Origin of the sequence: Gulosibacter molinativorax, from assembly GCF_003010915.2 — a bacterium.
Classification (GTDB): Bacteria; Actinomycetota; Actinomycetes; order Actinomycetales; family Microbacteriaceae; genus Gulosibacter; species Gulosibacter molinativorax.
In genome coordinates, this window is the sequence record NZ_CP028426.1 from 478792 (window position 1) to 498662 (window position 19871).

A 19871-nucleotide genomic window follows, 5' to 3' on the forward strand; every position below is an offset into this window, starting at 1 on the left:
CGGCCTCCCACGGCTCGGCACTCAGCCAAGGCACCCGACCCGCACACAGACAGCCGTCGCCACCGGTCGCCGCTCAGTACTTCGCGGTTCGCTCGCACGAGTTGTCACGCCTCTTGCAAGCGAGGCCCAACAGCCGCCCGAAAATCGGACGTCGGAAAGCATGCGTCGCGAGGCATCGAATGCTCACCTCGCCCATAGGAAGAGGCGGTGTGCGGTGACGGTTTCGATGCGGGTGATGTCCGCCGGTGACGGCTACAAGTACCTGCTGCGCACCGTCGCATCCGGTGACGGCGACCGGACACTCTCGACCCCGCTTACGAGGTACTACACGGAACAGGGCACCCCGCCCGGGCGCTGGATCGGTTCAGCGGTCACCGCTCTCGGTGGTGGCGCGCTCGCCGTCGGCGACGAGGTCACCGAGGAACAGCTTCAACTGCTTATCGGGCAGGGCTTCGACCCGGTGACGAAGAAGGCCCTTGGTCGCCCGTATCGGAAGTACCCGACGACGGCGGAGCGCATCGAGCGGCGTACCGCGAAACTCGATACGAAGCTCCCCGTGACAGAGCGCGCGGAAGCGGTCGCCGCAATCGAGTCGGATGAAGCTGCACGGGATACGCGGAAGGCGGTTGCGGGGTTTGATTTCACGTTCTCGGTTCCGAAGTCCGCGTCTGTGCTGTGGGCGGTGTCGGATGCGGGCACGCAATCACTGATTGCGGACGCGCACCATGCGGCGGTTGCGGAGATGGTTGCGTTCATCGAACGCGAACTCGCTGCAACCCGCGTCGGTGCCGCAGGACGCAACGGGGCGGTTGCGCAGGCAGAGGTCTCGGGGGTGATCGCAACCGCGTTCGATCACTACGACTCCCGTGCAGGCGACCCGCATCTGCACACGCATGTCGTGATTTCAAACAAGGTGCAGACCGTGCACGACGGCAAATGGCGTTCCCTCGACGGGCGGCCCCTGCACGCCGCGACCGTTGCCCTCTCTGAACTGCACGAGGCAGTGTTCGCCGATCACCTCACTCGCGCCTTCGGAGTCGAGTGGGAAGCGCGTCCGATGGGGCGTGACCGCAACCCCGCATGGGCTGTGACCGGCGTTCCGGAAGAACTGGTGGCTGAGTTCTCAACCCGTGCCCGTCACATTGATGCTGAGACGGATCGCCTCATCGCTCGATACGTCACAGAGCATGGGCACAGACCATCGCCGGCGGTGATCGTTCGGTTGCGGGCGCAAGCAACGCTCTCAACCAGACCGGAGAAGCAAGTACGCTCTCTCGCGGATCTCACCGGGGAGTGGCGCGAGCGTGCGTCTCACCTTCTCGGTGAAGACGCCACCCGCTGGGCAAACACCATCACCGCGAACACTGCTCCCTTGCTGTTGCGCGCCGACGACATTCCGCTCGACGTGATCGACTCGCTCGGGCGTAGCGTCGTTGAGGCGGTCGGTGAGAAGCGTGCGACGTGGCGCAAATGGAACCTCACCGCTGAAGCTGCACGCCAAACCATGCAGTACCGGTTCGCCGGCACCGAGGATCGCGAAGCGATCGTGGGCATGGTCGTTGACGCTGCCGAACGAGTATCCCTTCGGATCACGCCACCGGAGCTCGCATCGTGCCCCGAAGTGTTCCGCAGGCCGGATGACACGAGCAGGTTCCGGCCGGTGGGATCAACGGTGTTTACCTCCGAAGAGACCCTCGCCGCAGAGGCGAGGCTCCTCGAACGCTCCCGCACCACCACGGCACCGACGGTGCCGGTCGAGGTGATCGAGAAGATCACACGCCGTCCTGACCGTGAAGGCAGACTCCTGGGCGAGGATCAATCCGCAGCGCTCGCGAAGGTCGCTGTCTCTGGTCGGGCGGTCGATGTGCTGGTTGGCCCCGCAGGCGCGGGGAAGACCACTGCGATGAGCGCACTACGCACCGCCTGGGAACGAGAGCACGGGCGCGGCAGCGTCATCGGGCTCGCCCCATCAGCGGTCGCTGCGCAGGTGCTGTCTGATGATCTCGGCATCCGGGCAGAGAACACGGCGAAGTGGTGGCAAACCCACCAGGAGACCGGTGCGACGTTTCGCAAGAACCAGCTCGTGATCGTCGACGAAGCATCCCTCGCGGGCACTCTCTCGCTCGACCGCATTACCGCGCACGCCGCGCAGGTCGGCACGAAGGTCCTGCTCGTGGGTGACTGGGCGCAACTGCAATCCGTCACCGCCAGCGGCGCCTTCTCCCTCCTCGTCAACGACCGCGACGACGCCCCAGAACTGGTCGACGTGCACCGCTTCGTCAACGAGTGGGAGAAGACCGCATCCCTCGACCTCCGACACGGACGCACCGAAGCAATCGACACCTACGCCGAACACGGCCGCATCACAGGTGGTGCCACCGAGGCGATGATCGACGCCGCCTACACCGCCTGGCGCACCGACACCCTGGATGGGCTTGCGGCGGTGCTGATTGCGGACTCCAACGAGTCGGTGCACGCGCTCAATCAGCGTGCCCGGGCTGACCTGATCCTCGACGGCACCGTGAACGCTCTCCGAGAAGTCGCCCTCCACGGTGACACCCGCGCGGGTATTGGGGACGTGATCATCACGCGCAAGAACGACCGCCGCCTCGGCGCTGGGCGCGGGTGGGTGCGAAACGGTGACCGCTGGACCGTCACTGATGTGAGAGATGACGGATCACTCACGGTCCGCCGTCAAGGAAGCAGGGGCATGACGATCCTGCCCGCCGCCTATGTCACCGAGCATGTCGATCTCGGATACGCCGTCACCGCCCACCGCGCTCAAGGCATCACGACCGACACCTCGCACGTACTCGCCGACCCATCCACCACGCGCGAGAACCTCTACGTTGCGATGACCCGCGGACGGCACGCCAACCTCGTCTACGTCGCCACCGACCGCCCCGACGATAGCCACACAACACCGCACCCCGCGGATGATCCGGATGCGACCGCGAAAAGTGTGCTTTACGGGGTACTGCAGCACGGCGGCGCGGAACTTTCCGCGCACGAGACCATCACCGCAGAACAAGAGGCATGGGGTTCGGTGGCGCAGCTCGCGGCGGAGTACGAGACGATCGCGCAAGCCGCCCAACACGACCGATTCGCCGCCCTCATCCGCCAATCTGGCCTCACCTCGGACGAGGCAGAAGACACGATCCACTCCGAAGCATTCGGGGCACTCTCAGCCGAGATGCGCCGAGCGGAAGCGAACCACCACAACATCGAGGACCTCATACCGCGCCTGGTGGCCGCTCGCGGGTTTGGCGACGCTGACGACATTGCCTCCGTGCTTCACCATCGCCTCGCACGAGCCACCGTACGACCGGCAGGCTCAGGCCGAACTCGTAAGGTGCCGCAGCTGATCGCGGGCTTGATCCCCGAAGCCACTGGTGAGATGAGCGCCGAGATGCAGGATGCTCTCACCGAGCGCCGGGATCTCATAGAGAAACGTGCTGACGCGATCCTCGACCGTGCCGTCAGCGAGAACCAAGACTGGGCGGTCGCGCTCGGGGAGCGACCCACCGACCCGAGAGCAGTCGCACCATGGAACCGCCAAGCGTGCACGGTCGCCGCATACCGTGACCGCTACGGGATCACCGCGAAGACGCCCCTCGGCCCAGCCCCGGATAGTGATGCGCAGAAGATCGATGCCGCACGAGCAGCCGCGGCGCTGGCGCGACTCCGCGACATTGTCACGCAGACGTCAGAGCCAGAGGCACGCCGGTCGCAGGGACGCGACCGATCCGGACTCGTGCGTTGAGTCGAGGCCGGCGGGCTCTTCCCGATGTCTGACGTGCGACGTACAGTGGAAGGACAAGTAAGGCGACTTTCAAATGTGTGTCGCCGTCACCCCGAGCGTGACGGTATGACGGCCTCCGGGTAGTCCTTCAAGGTTCTTTGTCGCCAGACCCCTGAGAAGAGGACTGCCGTCATGATCCGCCAACTCTGGACCCTCAGTATCCACACCCGCGCATTCCTGCGCCGCTACATGCCCACCAACATCCTCCTCGACGCCATCCGCACCCGCCGAGGACTCAAATGGGGCTTACCCACGATGCTCCTCGCCGTGCCGTACTTGCTCGCCGCGAGCATCTGCACGAACCTCATCGACAACGGCGCGCCTGGATGGCTGTACCTGGTCGTTCTGCTGTGCGTATGGAACGCGTTGAAGCTCCTGTGGATCGGGCCGGTCAATGTAATTCATTGCTTGTGCGACCGAGCGCGAAAGATAGCAGTTCATAGGAAGAATCGAACGGATAGCTGATCAGGCGGCACATGGATCGAAGCCGCTGACGCAAGGCGCGTGGTCAAGCTTGGACAGGCGACCGCTATTCAGCAGCGGAGTCTTTCTGGATGGCACTCGGCTCCCGGTAAGATTGATTTGGGGTGTGTCCTACCCCGAATCGGCATTGATCGTGTTCTCCTGGAGGTGAACGACGAGAGTCCAGAAGGGGGTGGTGCTATATGGCAACGTACGCCGTGAAACTGGAGCGTTCCGCACCCTTAGCCCTTCCTCGGCATGTGGAGGCTGCGGATGACGAGAACTTCGTCGACTGGTGTGCCGCGGAACGCAGGTCAGGGCGCCCACTCGCAATCGACCTGTTTTCTGGGGCAGGAGGACTTGGCGCCGGCGTTGAAGCTGCGGGGTGGACCGTGGTCGCCGCAGTCGATCATGACAAAGCCGCACTCGAAACCCATCGTGCGAACTTCCGTGGACAGGCACTTGAAGTTGACATGTCTGACCCCGAGCAAGTCGACCAACTGGTTGAAAAGCTGCGTCCGCTTGAGATCGATCTTGTCTCAGGCGGACCACCATGTCAGCCATTCAGTCGTGCCGGCCGGGCGAAAATTCGAAGCCTTGTGAGAGATGGGGTCCGCGAGGCTGTAGACGCTCGAAAGGAGCTTTGGCGTGCCTTCATCGACGTAGTGCTCGCACTCAAACCTCGAGCAGTTCTGATGGAAAACGTACCGGATATGGCGATCGGTGACGATCTAGCCGTGATCCGAGAGATCGCGGTTCTCCTAGAAGATGCCGGCTACACCGTGGATTATCGTCTCCTCGACGCATGGCGACACGGGGTTCCCCAGCACCGCAAGCGGTTTATCCTTCAGGCTCGCCGAGACGGAGCGGTTCCGGTGTGGCCTTCGCTCAGCGAAGAACGTCCAACCGTTCGAGATGCAATCGCAGACCTCCCTGCGTTGAACGAAACGACGGGTGCGCGAGAACTCCCGTACTCCGGCGAACCGACCAGCGTTCTCGCAAGGACGCTACGCGACTCTTCTTCACCCGGGATAATACACGATCATATGACTCGTCCGGTTAGGGATGACGATCGCGAAGCATTCGAGCTGATGACTTCAACGACGCTTTACTCGGACCTACCGGACCGCCTCAAGCGCTATCGCTCTGACACGTTCACGGACAAATACAAGCGCCTTGATTGGGACGACCTAAGCCGCACCATCACAGCGCATATCGCAAAGGATGGTTACTGGTATATCCATCCGTCAGAACACCGGACGCTGACTGTTCGGGAAGCGGCCCGTATACAGACATTTCCTGACAGCTTTAGGTTTGCAGGTACGCGAAGCGACGCTTTTAGGCAGATTGGGAACGCTGTCCCACCGTTGCTAGGTCGAATCGTTGCGGAGGCGATCCTTCCGCTAACTAACCCTAAAAGCGATGTAGCGCCCCTGCCACTGATGAGAGACCGGCTCACAGCTTGGGCAAGAACTGCGCGAGAAGCGACTTGGTGGCTCTACCCCGGGGTCAACATGACGGCAGCTGCTGCGACTGTAGCTGCATTGCTCGACGTGCATCGGCTTCCCCGGGAACGGGCCGCTGCAATTATGGAGCCGTTGAAGAGGGCAATGGAACTCACTCCCAAGTCGCTTCAACATATCGAGGTTAAAGCGCTGAGCCCGACGCGGAAGGTGGCTCTCCGAGACCTCCGAGAGGCTTTACGCGGCGACGAGGCAGTCGACTGGACCGTTGTTGCAGCTGCCTCTCTTAGCACTACGCAACACAAGCTGTTTTCGTTGCTGCGCGGAAGAAACGAACTAATTGTCAACGCACACGTGAGTAGGGTAGTCACTCTTCTCATGGGCCTTCCTGAAGCGCAGACGGGTCTGCACACGGACATCAAAGTGGCGCTTGCCCAACTCGTTTCTAGCGGCGATGAAGCTGCTCTCCGAATGAGCGCGTTGCGCGCGGTCACGGTCTCAGAGGCACGTGCTCACATCAAAGTAACCTCGAATTCTATGCTTGGTCAGGAAGCCGCATCATGAGCACAACAAATTCTACAAGTCGTGCTGCTCCGAATGGGAAAGGGGCCTTACGGCCACGTGCGCGTCTTCTCAGGACGCTCGGCAATGACCTCATCAGTAGCGATAAAGTCGCCCTGATTGAGTTGGTGAAGAACTCATATGATGCCGACGCGACAACTGTCCTCATCCGTTTTCATGGTCCCCTGGACGAAGGTGCCGGGCGAATAGAGGTCTGGGATGACGGTCACGGCATGGATGTCGAAACCCTTCAACGATCATGGCTCGATATCGCAACCGACACCAAGCGTCGTAAGCCCAAGAGTAGCGGTGGCCGACGCGTGCTCGGCGAAAAGGGAATCGGGCGCCTGGCAGCTGCGCGATTGGGTAGCGAACTACTGCTCATTACTCGTAGAGAAGGTTCGAGTGAGGTCAGCCTTCTCATGGACTGGACGCAGTTCGACCGAGAAGACGCATACCTAGACGAGATTGAAGTTGCATGGGAAGTAAATGCAGCTGATGTGTTCTCTGATGGGGGTAGGTCCGTTAGAGCTTTCTCTGGAGCTGGCATTGATGCATGGAAATCGGGACATGGCACTTTGCTTCAGATTGAAAAACTGACCCACACCTGGACGCAACAAGACTTCATAGAGCTCCGTACCGCACTTACCCGTTTGATCCGCCCCCGGCCTATAGAGCAAGACTCACAGGGGCTCTCGAATGCACCAGAATCGGCCCCGGCTGACTTTCAGATCATCCTTGAACTGGAAGAGGTTCAAGAAGACCTCCAGACCTTCGCTGGCCCCATCGACCCATCTGCTGAGCTTCGAGTACCTCACTATCAGCTTCGAGGTTCAGTCGACTCGAACGGTTCAGCGAAACTCCATTTCAGGCAACAAGATCCATCGATTGATGAAGACCTTGGAATAAAGACACTCTGGAATAACAACAAGCGTGGGCCTCAGGCGGGACCGTTCCAGTTCGAGATCAATGTATGGGATCGGGATAATGACGCGATCCAGCGTACGTTAGCCTCCAGGAGCGCGGAATCGACACCTTCAACGTCGAAAGAACTCAAAGGCTTCCGCGAGGCGCTCGATGATCTTGCTGGGGTTAGCATCTACAGAGATGGCTTCCGGGTCCTACCATTCGGCGAGAAGGGCGACGACTGGTTAGGACTTGACCTTAGGCGAGTTCAGAGCCCGACCCTGCGCCTATCTAACAACCAGATCGTTGGTCACGTCTTCATCGAAGCCGACACCAATCAAGGACTCAAAGACCAGTCAAACCGCGAAGGTTTTCTCGCTGGAACGGCATACGCCGATCTGCAAACCCTCGTTCGAGCCGCGTTGGCCGAACTGGAAACTCGCCGCTACAAGGCGCGTCGTCCTGAGAAGTCCCCAACAGAACAAAAGGGTGGGCTGTTTGAACGGTTCAATCTCGGCGAGATTCGAGAAGCGCTTTCCACCCAGTATCCAAGAGACTCTCGAATACTCGACCTGATCGACGTCAAGAATCGAGATATTCAAGAGGGTGTCGCGGAAGTCCAACAGGTGCTCTCTCGTTACTCCCGCCTTGCCACCCTCGGGTCTCTCATAGATCGCGTCCTCCATGACGGACGGACAGTTGTTACACGTCTGAAGAACATCGCAAGGTTCGGTGAGCGTGATCTTAAGAAACCCGCTCTCTCAACGGATGAGAAGATTGCGGCTTCCCAGAAAGCTATGGAGCAAACTGCCGAGCAAGCCGAAATGCTGTCCTCTCTTTTCAACCAAATTGAGCCATTTGGCGGGCGGAAGCGTGGTCGGCCAAAGCAGTTGCACACACAGGACCTAATTGAAAAAGCAGTATCCATAATGCAAGTTGAAGCGGATGATCGGGGAGTTCAGCTAATAACTGGGGACACCGACATCTCAACCCACCTAGATGAAGCAGAGGCTCTGCTTGTTCTCGTCAATCTCATCAACAACGCAATCTACTGGACTGCAACACAACCGCAGGATGTTGAACGCAAGGTGATGGTGGATGCGCGTAGCAATTCTGATTCCTCGCTGACATTCATCGTTAGTGATTCGGGACCTGGCGTTCCCGACGACCTTCGCAACCGTATCTTCGACCCATACTTCTCCAGCAAACCCGACGGAGTCGGGCTTGGTCTGACAATTGTGGGAAACATGGTTGAGGACGTGTACGCCGGCGAACTTGCACTCGTTCAAGAAGGACAACTCGGCGGGGCGACCTTTGAGGCAACATTCAGGAGGCGCGTCTGATGACAGAGAAGATCTGGCAGGTTCTTATCGTTGAGGACAACGCGGCGCTGGCAGCGGACGCACAGCGGGAGATCATCGAAGGCTTCGAACAAAACCCCGATATCAATGTCGAGGTAACCTTCGAGACAAACTTCGATACTGGTCTTGAGAAGGTTCGCAGCGGACACAGTGACGTTGTGGTCCTCGATGTCCGCCGCGACACGCCGAATCCAACGCCGGCCGACGCAGTCGCCGGTCACACGGTGTTTCAGGAAATCAAAGAAGCACGATTCGCACCGGTTATCTTTTGGACAGCTCTCCCTGATCAGGTCGAAGACGAGTCGATGCTCCCACTCGTCGCCGTGATCAAGAAGGACGACATGGACCAGTTGCCAGGCGCCGTTGAAGCAGCCATCACTAGCAACGCGCTCGAAACCATCACAGGGATCGAGAAGCATGTATCTTCGGTTCTCAAGAAGCACATGTGGACGGAGCTCGGCCCCCACTGGGGCGAATACACCGATAGCGCAGACTCCGCGACAATCGCGCAGGTGTTGATCAGTCGACTGGCGAGAATCTTGGACGAGGATCGAGAGCGCTCCTTTACCGCTCACCCTAGTCACAGGTATGTATACCCGCCGGCATCTGAGTCGAGGGCTCCCGGGGATGTTCTTCGTGAAGGCACTGATGATTGGTGGGTTGTGCTGACCCCAGCATGTGATCTCGAACAGAACAAGGCGGAGTTTGTTCTCGTCGCGCATGCAGGGGCATTGGAGGAACACGCCAAGTACACTGCTTGGGTCGCATCAAAGTCGAATGGCAACGGAATCGGGAAGTGGAAGGAGCTGCATAAGGATGTATTGAAGGCCACTCAAGGTCGTTTCCACTACCTGCCAGCCTTCCGCGACATACCAGACCTCGTAATTGACCTTGAGAACGTGAAGTCAGTCGAGGCTGAATCGCTTTTGGAAATGCATCCCGTAGCTTCCTTGGTTAGTCCTTTCTCCGAAGCGCTACTCGTTCAGAACAGTCACTTTCGCGGACGAATCGGTGTCCCCGACTTCGACCCGAGTATCGTCAAAGCGCGTCTTGAATCGACTCAGAACACTGGCGACTAGAGGATGGCAGAGTAGACCCGATGAGTAACTCCAGCCTCGCAAATGCAACGCGTGAAGAGGAAATTGCATTCCTAGCAATGGAGCGCATCCTCGGGGTAAACATTGAGCTTGCAGACGCCGGCGCCGGCGCAAAGATGCCCGACGGTCGTTGGAAGCCCATTCCCTCCGAGGATCAGCACTGCGTAGTGGAAGTAACCTCACCGCCAGCCTCGCAGCTGATGCGCGAACGGGCGCAAGCGAAGATGGCTGGTAGCTCCCACGTTGAAACGGGGTCGTATGCGCCGCGATTGAACGAGATTTCGCAAGTGTGCGCTGAAATGCTGGCTACAGAGTGGGCAACAGAGAACTTTGACAAGCTTCTCGCTCAGCCAGCGCGGGAGCGACATCTTTTCTTGTTTGCACGCAGGCATTCGGACGAATCATATTTTCGGAGACTGTCCGGGGATCGAGAAGGCACGCCGGACGAAGATCTTCAACCCATCCATCTTCCGCACGGTATCTCAGACGTGTGGTTCCGTGGCCAAGCTACTCGTGTTGGCGGAATTCAAGGTCGCTGGCTAGTCAAAGTAGCGAGATACCAAGCTGCAAGTGGTTGGCACAGTTACACGGTCACTTTGCAGGAGCAGGAGTTGCCGGCGCCGGCAGGAGGGATTGCGGACGATCAGGTGGAGCCTTGTTGGCGCCGCCCGAAAGACCGCGGCCCGCTCCCGGACACGGAATGAAATGCATGCGAGCCTCGGGCATGCGAGAGGCTGCAGAGTCGTCAATCGGACACCGGGATGGAGGCCCGTACAACTGACGCACTGTAGAGAGGGAGTCGGCAGCGGGTAAGCCGTTGCCTTCATGCCTGAGAGCGTGCGTCGTTGGGTGCTGTGAAGAGCATGTGAAGGTCCGCGAGCGACTTGTCAGCCTTCGCCAAGATCTCGGAAGCACAAAGAGTGCGGCAGGTCGTCTGGCTTTGCGTGCCGTCGTGTAAGACCAGACATGGTGCGAGGTTCGAATTCCTGGGGGGGAACATAAGGGGACCAGAACCGCTCCGAGCATCGTTTCGACCTCTCGCAGGCGTCGCGTCGGCGACGTGCTGCGGGTGTTCTGGCGCTTCTGCCCGGACGGTGAGAGGAACACGTTCGCTTGCTCCGCGGCAGAGGCCAAATACCGATCATCGGGATGGAGATACCCGCGCGTGGTTTCCATCGATGCGTGCCCGAGAATCTCTTGAAGCACGTGCAGCGGGACACCCGCGTCGGCCACCCAGGTCGCTCCGGTGCGGCGGAGTCTGTGGCGGGTGAGGTTGGGGCCGAGGCCTGCGACGCTCGAGTCCCAGTTGGTGGCATCCCTGACAGCCGCCGTGGTGAGCACATGTCATCGATGGCCGCGTACCGATGAAACTCCTGCCCTGAGACCTGTAGCGTCCAGGGCAGAAACGTGTCGTCTGATGATGCACGGTCGATGGGCTTACGGCATGATGGGGGCATGTTCTTCGTCGTCTTGGACACCAATGCGTTGTTCCGAGACCCGTGGATGACCCGCGATGCGGCGCCGAAGCTGGTCGACCTAGCCGCCGCCGGTGCGTGCGAGATCGTGTATCCGCAGGTCGTCATCGACGAGTTGCGGCGTCAGCGCGTGGAGTCGGCTAGGGGCGCTCACGAGGATGCAGCAGCCAGTGTCCAGCAGATGCGCGCGGCCGGCAGTGATGTCACCCAGACAGCCAACGATCTCAGCGCAGCCCATGACCGCATCGAAGCTAACATCGACAGCACGTTCCATGCAGTGTTGGCACGCGACGGCGTCCATGCAGCGCCGGTGCCGAAGGTGCCGACGTCGGATCTTCTGCTCCGAGATTTGGGTCGACGCCGCCCGTTCCTCGAGATCGAACAGGGGAAGTCGAAGAAGTCCCTCGGGTTCCGCGATGTGCTGATTTAGGAGAGCGTTATTGAACTCCTAGTCGGCGCTGAGCTCGACGACAAGGTTCTGTTCGTGACGTTCGACAACGGCTTCCGGGCCGAGGATAAGAAGTCCCTTCATCAGGATTTGATGGACGACGTTGATCGACTCGCGATCGCGCGGAATCGCATCTCCTGGTCGCGAAGTATCGTTGAGGCGATCGCCATCGTGGAAGCGCAGGTACCCGCGTCGTCCCCGGTGGAGGAGGCTCCCGAACCGAAATCCTCAGCATCAAGGCCGTCAATGAATCCCATCGACGTGGCCGTGAACGAGCTGAAGCAGATGCGTTCTCCCGTGGCGAAGGTCGACCTGGTCAAGGCGGCGACGGACGCTCTCTACGACCTCATGAACGAGAGCGTTTCCGAGCAGCTGATCTACGGCGGCGACTACGGCTACCCCTCGTTCGTGAAGTTCAGCGTGCCAGCTATTGAGGACGCCGCCATCGTGGGCATCGACCAGACGACGGAGTTCTCCTTCAAGGAGGACCCTGCGTCGCCTGACGTGATCATCGCAACCGCAGTAGCTGTCGTGACCCTCGAAGGGGGGCTCTACCGAGGGGACTGGCACTCTGGCGACGGCGAGGTAAGCATTATCGGGGAACTCAACGACCACTACCTCGAGGCCAGCGCGGAGGTCGAGGTTAGGGTTGTCGTCCAGCTCAACATCGAGGGCGGATCCGTGATCCCGATCGATGTGGTTCTTGAAGACCCGCGGCCTGCGGTTGGCATTGCCGATGACGTGCTGGACTTCGCACTCGAAGACTGACCGCATGTTGCTGGGAACAGCGAGGCTCTGCCCATGTCGGGCAGGGTTGCTTCTCGAGGAGCATGACAACATTCCAGGATTCCGTGAGCACGACGTAAAGTTCATGTGCGATGTGTGCCGCGAAGAGTGAGACTTCGTCTCCGGACTTTCAGTGCGGGGGTGGCGGATCGGGCCCGTTCTCGCGCCGGCTGCCGCCTGATGACTTCTTGTTCCGACCCCGCAGTGGCGTGCAAGTATCACTGCGGGGTGGGGATCGGTCTCCGTCCAGCTTCTGCCGGAACTCCTGCTCTGGTGATCTACGGAGGGGGACCAGAAGGGGACCAGAATCATGCAAATCATGCATTTCGTGACGTGCTCTGCATGATCTGATCCGCGGAATTACGCGGTTTTTGGCGAGATTTGAACCGTTTGGACGCCTGGGGGTCAAGGGGTCGCAGGTTCAAATCCTGTCAGCCCGACCAAAAAATCGCGGAAACTCAACGGTTTCCGCGATTTTTTCGTAGGTGAGATTTGATCCGGTCATCACAAACCCATCACTTTGACACGCCGAGCGCTGTCTTTTCGTGGCTCCTTCGCGCACTCCTCCCGCGACTCCAGCGTGTTGGTGCAGGATCAAGCGGATCCTTCACGGTCGTTCTGTGGTGCAGGTGCGCACCTCGTGAGCATGGACACCTCTCACCACCCTTCCGACACTCCCTGGGGGCTGGAGCCTCTGATCGACATTGGCGAGCTGGCCGCCTACCTTGGTGTGCCGGTCTCGACGATCTACGACTGGCGCACTCGCGGCCTCGGCCCGCCCGCGTACCGCTTCGGCAAACACCTGAAGTTCGCAGTCGGCGATGTGCGTGCCTGGGTCGAGCGGCAGCGCGAGACCGACACGGCAGGGTCCTGAGCGGTGAGGTGACGCGATGAGCCGCCCACGTCTCACTATTGGCACTTTCGGTGACGTCGGCTTCCAGACCGCGCCGAACGGCCGCGTCACCGCCCGCGCCAGATATCGCGACTGGGATGGTAAATCGCGACTCGTGCAGGCCACCGGCGACACCAAGCGCGCTGCCGAACAAGCACTGAAAGCAAGACTGGCCGAGCGCAGCCTGTTCCAGCAGTCAGGCATCGGGCTCAGTCCTGACAGCACATTCCCCGATCTTGTTGCGTACTGGCTCGAAGATCTCGACCTTGAAGGCCGCCTCTCGAAGACCACCCGGCAACTGTACGAGCGCAACATGCGCACTCTGGCGCTGCCCGTTTTCAAGGACCTCACTCTGCGCGAGATCGGCGTCGCCCGCTGTGACCGCTTCTTGATGCAGCTCGCGAAGCAGAGCTACAACCGCGCGAAGCAAGCCAGGGTGGCGCTGCGGCTGGCGTTCGAGCTCGCGGTGCGACACGAGGTGTTGCCACGCAACCCAATGGATCACGTCTCCCGGTTACGCAAACCGCCGTCGACACCGAACGCGTTGACACCTGCCGAGGTGAATGCGATCCGTGCGGCGATCACATATTGGGAGGCCGGGCGCTCCCCGTCGGGCCCGAAACCAGACGGGCAGCTCGGGGCGATCGCCGAGGTGATGCTCGGCACCTCGGCTCGCATTGGAGAAGCGCTCGCGATCCGGAGGCGCGACATTGACGTGGCGAGCGCGACCCCGTCGATCCGCATCACCGGCACAATCGTCAGTCATCGTGGTGAACCCACGATGCGACAGGATCACCCGAAGACGGCGAAGTCGCGACGCACGGTGGCGATCCCGTCATTCACCGCCGAAGCGGTGCGGAGACGGCTCGCGCGGCTGGATGATGCATCGCTTGATGCGTTTCTGTTTTGCAGCCGCGAGGGCACGCCGGTTACCACCAATAACGTGCGCAGGCAACTACGGCACGTGCTCGATCTCGCGGGCATCGAGGGTGTGACGCCGCACATGTTCCGGCGCACAGTCGCAACCGCGATCAGCAACGAGGCCGGGGTCGATCTCGCGGCTGAGCTGCTCGGGCACACCGACCCGAAGATCACGATCCAGCACTACATCCGTCGCAACGAGATGGTCGACCCGCGCACCGCAGCGATGCTCGACCGCGCCTTTGGTAAAGAGGGGTGACGATCGGAATGTCAGGGATGGGCTCGCGCCCCTGATTCCACAACCGCCCGGGTTCTCTTCCAGGAGCAGTCGAGTCTCGATTCACCGACGAATTATTCGACGACTTCTGGTTTCACGGTCCTGCCGAATCGGCATGACCTCAATTTCCGGCAAGTTCGAAGGTGGGCGCTTGCAGCAGCAGCAGGGGGAACCGCGACCGCCACGAGTTCCCATCGCTGTTCAAACACGCCAACGCCTCCTTCTGCACTCTGCAGAGTCTTCATGAGGTAGGTGCGCACGCATTCCCAAAATGCGCATTGCCCCGTCACTGGCGCGGCCAAGGTACCTTGTCGTCTCACTTGGTCAAGCGCCACGCCTCTGGCAGATCGAGGATCTGGTGATCGAATCCTCGATCTGCCAGAGGCGTGGTCCTGACAATCGCAGAACGCTCTATCTGTTGACGCACGCCATGAAGATAGAATCTATGAGATGGCTGAGAACGAAGACGATCGCCTGGCGGCGGAGCAGCGAGCTCGGGTAATGATCGACCGGCAGCTCGTTGACGCGGGTTGGGCCGTGCAGGACCGCAAAGGTCTCAACCTGTTCGCCCCGCAGCGCGGCATCGCTGTTCGCGAGGTCATCATGAAGCCAGGCCACGGCCGCGTCGACTACCTGCTCTACGTCGACAAAGTTGTCGTGGGAGTAATCGAGGCGAAGCCAATGGGTACGCCCTTGTCTGGGGTGGAGTGGCAATCGGCGATGTACGCCACCGGGCTACCAGATGATGTGCGTCGCAAGGCCCTCGACCCGGAGGGACGCCTTCCGTTCGTCTTCGAAGCATCCGGCACCGAGACCCATTTCACGAATGGATTCGATCCCGCACCGCGCGCACGCCGCATCTTCCACTTCCCGAGGCCCGAGACACTCACTGAGGCGGTTCGAGCAGCATCCGATCGCCCGGGCGAGGCGCCGACCTGGCGGGGCAAGGTGCAGAGCATGCCGCTGCTCGATGAGGCGCCGCTGCGCCCCGCGCAGATCGATGGGGTGAAGGGCGTCGAACGCAGCCTGGCAGAGCAGCAGTACGGTCGCTCCCTCGTGCAGATGGCGACCGGTGCGGGCAAGACATTCATGGCAGTGACCGAGACGCATCGGCTGCTCAAATGGGGCGGTTTCAAACGTGTGCTGTTCTTGGTCGACCGCAACAACCTTGCCGACCAGACCATGGGTGAGTTTCAGAACTATCGTACCCCTGACGATGGCCGCCGCTTCACCGAGCTGTATAACGTCACCAAGCTCACGCGCGGCGGCATGCCCGACTCGACGAAGGTCGCAATCTCGACGATCCAGAGGGTCTTCAAAGCGATCAAGAACGAGGAAGTGCCCGAGGGCGACGACCCGAGCCTCGACGATTTCGCCCCTGACGAGCCGGTGACAGTGGCCTACAACCCCGACCTGCCGCCCGAGTCGTTTGACCTGTTGATTGTGGACGAGGCGCACCGTTCGATCTATGGCGTCTGGCGTGGGGTGCTCGAGTATTTTGACGCTCATATAGTGGGGCTCACAGCGACGCCGAACAAGCAAACGTTTGGGTTCTTCCAGCAGAACCTGGTTTCTGAGTACACCTACCAGCAGTCGGTCGCAGACGGGGTGAACGTCGACTTCGACATCTATCGCATCAGAACCGAAATCACCGAGGGTGGATCCACCATCGAAGCGGGCACCTACGTGCCGATGGTGGATCGCAGCACTCGCGAGCAGAAGCTCATCCGACTTGAGGCAGACCTCGACTACACGCCGGGCCAGCTCGACCGTGCAGTGACGGCGAAGCATCAGATCAGGCTGGTGCTCGAGACTTTCCGCGACCGGCTCTTCACCGAGATCTTCCCCGGGCGACGCACGGTACCGAAGACGCTGATCTTCGCGAAAGACGACAACCACGCGGAAGAGATCGTGCAGACGGTGCGCGAGGTGTTCAGCAAAGGCAATGACTTTGCTGCGAAGATTACCTATTCCGCGAAAGACCCGAAGGGGCATCTCAAGGCGTTTCGCACGAGCCCGGTGCTGCGCGTCGCGGTGACGGTCGACATGATCGCGACCGGCACCGACGTGAAGCCGCTGGAGTGCGTGTTCTTCATGCGCGATGTGCGCAGTGGGCAGTACTTCGAGCAGATGAAGGGCCGTGGCGCGCGCACGATCGAGCCCGCAGATTTTCAGGCCGTGACCGAAGATGCGGAAACGAAAACCCGGTTTGTGATCGTTGACGCAGTGGGAGTGACCGAGCACGATTTTGTCGAGCCGCCACTGAACCGTGACAAGTCGATCAGCTTGAAGAAGCTGCTCGATAAGACTGCGTCGCTCACCCTCACCGAAGACGAGACCGCGACACTCGCAAGCCGCCTCGCGGCGCTTGACCGGCAGCTCACCCCGGCCGAACGTGTAGAGCTCGACGAGGTGGCGCACACTTCGATGCATGCGGTGGTGCGCGCGCTGGTTGACGCGGTGGATCCCGAAGTGCAGGCGGCAACGGTTGTGGCGCAGCCCGATCGCGAACCGGGCGACGTAGTGCAAGATCTGCTTGATGCGGCTATCGAACCACTCGCATCAAACCCCGAATTGCGGGCCCGCATCATCGAGTTGCGACGTGCGAAGGATCAGGTCATCGACGAAGTGAGCCGCGACCAGGTGCTCGCGGCCTATGGTGTGGTCGATCCTGACAAGGCGAAGAACACGGTCGCTTCGTGGCGCGAATACCTTGCTGAGCACCGAAGCGAAATCAGCGCGATCGAGTTGATGTTTGAGGCGAAGGGGCGGGGCATTCGCTTCGACCAGGTGAAGGAGCTCGCCGAGCGAATCGCCCGACCGCCATACAACTGGACGGTTGACATCATCTGGAACGCCTATCTGTCACTTGAGGTTGAGTACCAGGGTCGCCCCGAAAACAGGAATCGGCACACAGCGACGGATCTGATTTCGTTGCTGCGGCTGGAGGCTGGGGTTGACGATGCGCTCGTGCCCTATGCCGAGCAGGTTGAGTCGCGCTACGAGAACTGGTTGGCGCGGCAACAAGTCAATGGTGTTGAATTCACCGAGACGCAGCGATGGTGGTTGGATCGAATGATGCGCATCGTGTCATCTTCTGCGGGAATAGAGCCCGCCGACCTCGAAAACGCCCCCTTCGACGAGCGTGGCGGCATCGACGGAGCCCTCCGTGACCTCGGCGATCGGGCCGGCGCATTGATTGAGGAGCTCAACCGGGAGTTGGCAGCGTGACGTGGGAATACACGACGCTTGGTGAGGTTGCAGAGATCCTTCGTGGAGTCACATACAAGAAGGACCAAGCGAGTGACAGCACGTTTCCTGGCGCTATTCCGCTCTTAAGAGCGACAAATATTGGTTCGGGTCTGAATCTTCGGGAGGGCCTTGTATATGTGCCTGAAGACCAAGTACGAGCTCACCAAATCCTTGTAAAGGGTGACATCGTGTTGGCTTCCTCAAGTGGGTCGTTGAACGTCGTTGGGAAGAGCGCACGTCTCACTGAAGATTGGCGTGGCACATTTGGCGCCTTTTGCGCGACGATTCGCCCAAATCAGCTTGTCGACTCGAGATTTTTGGCGTTTTTCCTGCAGTCACCGAAGCTTCGGGCTAGGTGGAGTGAAGCGGCACGCGGAACGAACATCAACAACTTGAAACGGGATGATCTGACGTCCACACCGCTTCCACTGCCTCCGCTGGAGGAGCAGCGCCGCATCGTCACGATCCTCGAAGACCACCTCTCCCGGCTCGATGCCGCGGATGAGCTCCTTGAACATTCAGCCAGGCGTGCGGAGGCTCTCTGGTGGAAAGCTGCGACGGAGCAATTGTCACGCGTTCAAGGTGAGGAGACTCGCCTCGGAGAGATTGGGGCGCTCAAGAATGGCATCTATGTGTCCAGGCCCGGAGTCGCTCCAAACGGTGCACCAATTCTTCGCATTGGAGCAGTGCGCCCCATGACTCTCGACCTCGAAGATCTGAGATATACGGGAATGGCTGAGCAAGCGGTTGAGAAGTTGGACGGCAGGGCGTCCCCGGGAGACTTGCTCTTCACGCGCTACAACGGGAATGCTGAGTACGTTGGCGCGTGTGCAGTTGTACCAGGTTCGGCACCATTCTTGACGTATCCGGACAAGCTCATTCGTTTGAGAATTGAAAACCGGAACGCTCTCCCGGAATATGTTGCACTCGCCTGTTCTTCCGGTGAAACTCGAGCACAGATTCGCCAAGCGCGAAGAACGAGCGCAGGTCAGGTTGGAATTGCCGGGAGAAGCTTGAAGCAGATCAGTTTTCATCTGCCTGATATTGATACGCAAAGGAGAATTATCTCCGAAACGCGTGAAATTCGGCAGGAGGCCTCTCGCTTGAATGATGTGCTTCAACGCGCCCTCCGCCGCTCCGCTTCCCTCCGCCGCTCGCTGCTTTCGGCGGCGTTCTCGGGGCGGCTGACGGGGTCGTCGCCTGAAATGTCTGCGGTCAGTGAGATGATCGGCGCATGAACGGCAAGCAGGTCAAGCTCTTTCTCGTTGACGGCACCCCCGGCGGCCTGACAACCGCTGAAATCACGAACTGGACGGGCAGTGTCGTCTCGGCGCGCCGGTCAGATCTCGCCGAACTTCTGAGCCGTGAAGAGGTGGAGCGAACGGGTATCTACCTGCTGCTCGGAGACGACGAGGACGCCATCGGTGATACTCGCTGCTACATCGGTGAGGCCGACACGGTTGCGACGAGGCTGCGAAGCCACGCCAAAGACAAAGAGTTCTGGAACCAGGCAGTTGTTGTCACTTCCAAAGACACGAACCTCACCAAGTCACACGTGAGATACCTCGAATCACGTCTGATCGAACTGGCGACAAAGGCAGGTCGTGTCACTCTCGAGAACGGCACGAACCCGCCACGCCCAAACCTGCCCGAGGCAGATGTTTCCGACATGGAGTACTTTATCGGGCAGCTGCAAATTGTTTTGCCGGTGCTGGGCGTCAACGCAATTCGAATGCGCGCCGAGCGCACGAACGCAGTCGCCCCCGCCGCTTCTGAGTCTCCGATCTTCTCTCTCGTGATGCCGAAACGAGGAGTTGACGCCCGCGCACAGCAGGTTGATGGCGAGTTCATCATGCTCGAAGGCTCCCACGTCATCGCTGAGTGGGTGGGCGTCGGCAAGGCCGATACGAGCCGCCGCGCCTACGACAGCTACCGGGCGCAACATCAAGGGCTCATCGCAGACGGGTCGATCATCATTGAAAATGGTGTCGGCCGCACGACTCGCGATATCGTGTTCGGCTCGCCCTCAACAGCTGGCGCTGTCGCGCTCGGCCGGTCCTGCAACGGCCGAAGGGAGTGGGTCTCACCGGAAGGCACGTTCGATCAGTGGGAGAGCCGAGGTGTCGACGATGCGACGTAGGGGTGATAAGCTGAGTTCAATCGTTCAG

14 protein-coding genes are annotated in these 19871 nt (G+C 60.2%); 13 read left to right on the forward strand and 1 reads right to left on the reverse strand.

Annotated features, from left to right (window positions below; genetic code table 11):
* Positions 1–226 precede the first annotated feature (226 nt).
* From mobF to GMOLON4_RS02400, 6 genes are all read left to right on the forward strand, one after another.
* On the forward strand, positions 227–3763 hold the full coding sequence (gene mobF / locus GMOLON4_RS02375; protein ID WP_035733575.1) for a MobF family relaxase: 3537 nt from the start codon (positions 227–229) through the stop codon (positions 3761–3763).
* 171 nt (positions 3764–3934) lie between these two features.
* Complete coding sequence (locus GMOLON4_RS02380) at positions 3935–4267, forward strand: hypothetical protein (RefSeq protein ID WP_026937649.1); 333 nt, start codon at positions 3935–3937, stop codon at positions 4265–4267.
* A gap of 200 nt (positions 4268–4467) precedes the next feature.
* Complete coding sequence (locus tag GMOLON4_RS02385; RefSeq protein WP_084147646.1) at positions 4468–6291, forward strand: DNA cytosine methyltransferase; 1824 nt, start codon at positions 4468–4470, stop codon at positions 6289–6291.
* Positions 6288–8537 carry a sensor histidine kinase gene (locus GMOLON4_RS02390; RefSeq protein WP_035733553.1) on the forward strand — a complete coding sequence of 750 codons (2250 nt, stop codon included), beginning with the start codon at positions 6288–6290 and terminating at the stop codon, positions 8535–8537. Before GMOLON4_RS02385 ends, GMOLON4_RS02390 begins: the two co-directional genes overlap by 4 nt.
* Complete coding sequence (locus GMOLON4_RS02395) at positions 8537–9634, forward strand: response regulator (RefSeq protein WP_026937651.1); 1098 nt, start codon at positions 8537–8539, stop codon at positions 9632–9634. The genes GMOLON4_RS02390 and GMOLON4_RS02395 overlap by 1 nt, the downstream gene beginning before the upstream one ends.
* Positions 9635–9654: 20 nt before the next feature.
* A complete protein-coding gene (locus tag GMOLON4_RS02400; RefSeq protein WP_146137540.1) occupies positions 9655–10356 on the forward strand; it encodes a hypothetical protein in 702 nt (233 codons plus the stop codon).
* Here GMOLON4_RS02400 and GMOLON4_RS02405 read toward each other — a convergent pair.
* Positions 10244–10993, reverse strand: a complete 750-nt coding sequence (locus tag GMOLON4_RS02405; RefSeq protein WP_322745129.1) for a tyrosine-type recombinase/integrase — start codon at positions 10991–10993, stop codon at positions 10244–10246. The two genes, GMOLON4_RS02400 and GMOLON4_RS02405, sit on opposite strands and share 113 nt — an antisense overlap.
* A gap of 66 nt (positions 10994–11059) precedes the next feature.
* On the opposite strand from GMOLON4_RS02405, the gene GMOLON4_RS02410 reads away from it, so the two are divergent.
* The 7 genes from GMOLON4_RS02410 to GMOLON4_RS02440 all read left to right on the forward strand — a co-directional run bounded on the left by GMOLON4_RS02410 (position 11060) and on the right by GMOLON4_RS02440 (position 19843).
* Positions 11060–11557 carry a PIN domain-containing protein gene (locus GMOLON4_RS02410; RefSeq protein WP_146137541.1) on the forward strand — a complete coding sequence of 166 codons (498 nt, stop codon included), beginning with the start codon at positions 11060–11062 and terminating at the stop codon, positions 11555–11557.
* Between the two features lie 54 nt (positions 11558–11611).
* Entirely contained in the window at positions 11612–12343 is a 732-nt protein-coding gene (locus tag GMOLON4_RS02415; RefSeq protein WP_146137542.1) for a hypothetical protein, read from the forward strand.
* A gap of 664 nt (positions 12344–13007) precedes the next feature.
* On the forward strand, positions 13008–13235 hold the full coding sequence (locus GMOLON4_RS02420; protein WP_051267274.1) for a helix-turn-helix transcriptional regulator: 228 nt from the start codon (positions 13008–13010) through the stop codon (positions 13233–13235).
* 16 nt (positions 13236–13251) lie between these two features.
* The gene (locus GMOLON4_RS02425; protein WP_026937656.1) at positions 13252–14433 is read left to right on the forward strand and encodes a tyrosine-type recombinase/integrase; all 1182 of its coding nucleotides are present in this window, start codon (positions 13252–13254) and stop codon (positions 14431–14433) included.
* 468 nt (positions 14434–14901) lie between these two features.
* On the forward strand, positions 14902–17682 hold the full coding sequence (locus GMOLON4_RS02430) for a type I restriction endonuclease subunit R (protein ID WP_026937657.1): 2781 nt from the start codon (positions 14902–14904) through the stop codon (positions 17680–17682).
* Entirely contained in the window at positions 17679–18941 is a 1263-nt protein-coding gene (locus GMOLON4_RS02435; RefSeq protein ID WP_026937658.1) for a restriction endonuclease subunit S, read from the forward strand. The genes GMOLON4_RS02430 and GMOLON4_RS02435 overlap by 4 nt, the downstream gene beginning before the upstream one ends.
* Positions 18938–19843 carry a GIY-YIG nuclease family protein gene (locus GMOLON4_RS02440; protein ID WP_026937659.1) on the forward strand — a complete coding sequence of 302 codons (906 nt, stop codon included), beginning with the start codon at positions 18938–18940 and terminating at the stop codon, positions 19841–19843. Before GMOLON4_RS02435 ends, GMOLON4_RS02440 begins: the two co-directional genes overlap by 4 nt.
* Positions 19844–19871 lie beyond the last annotated feature (28 nt).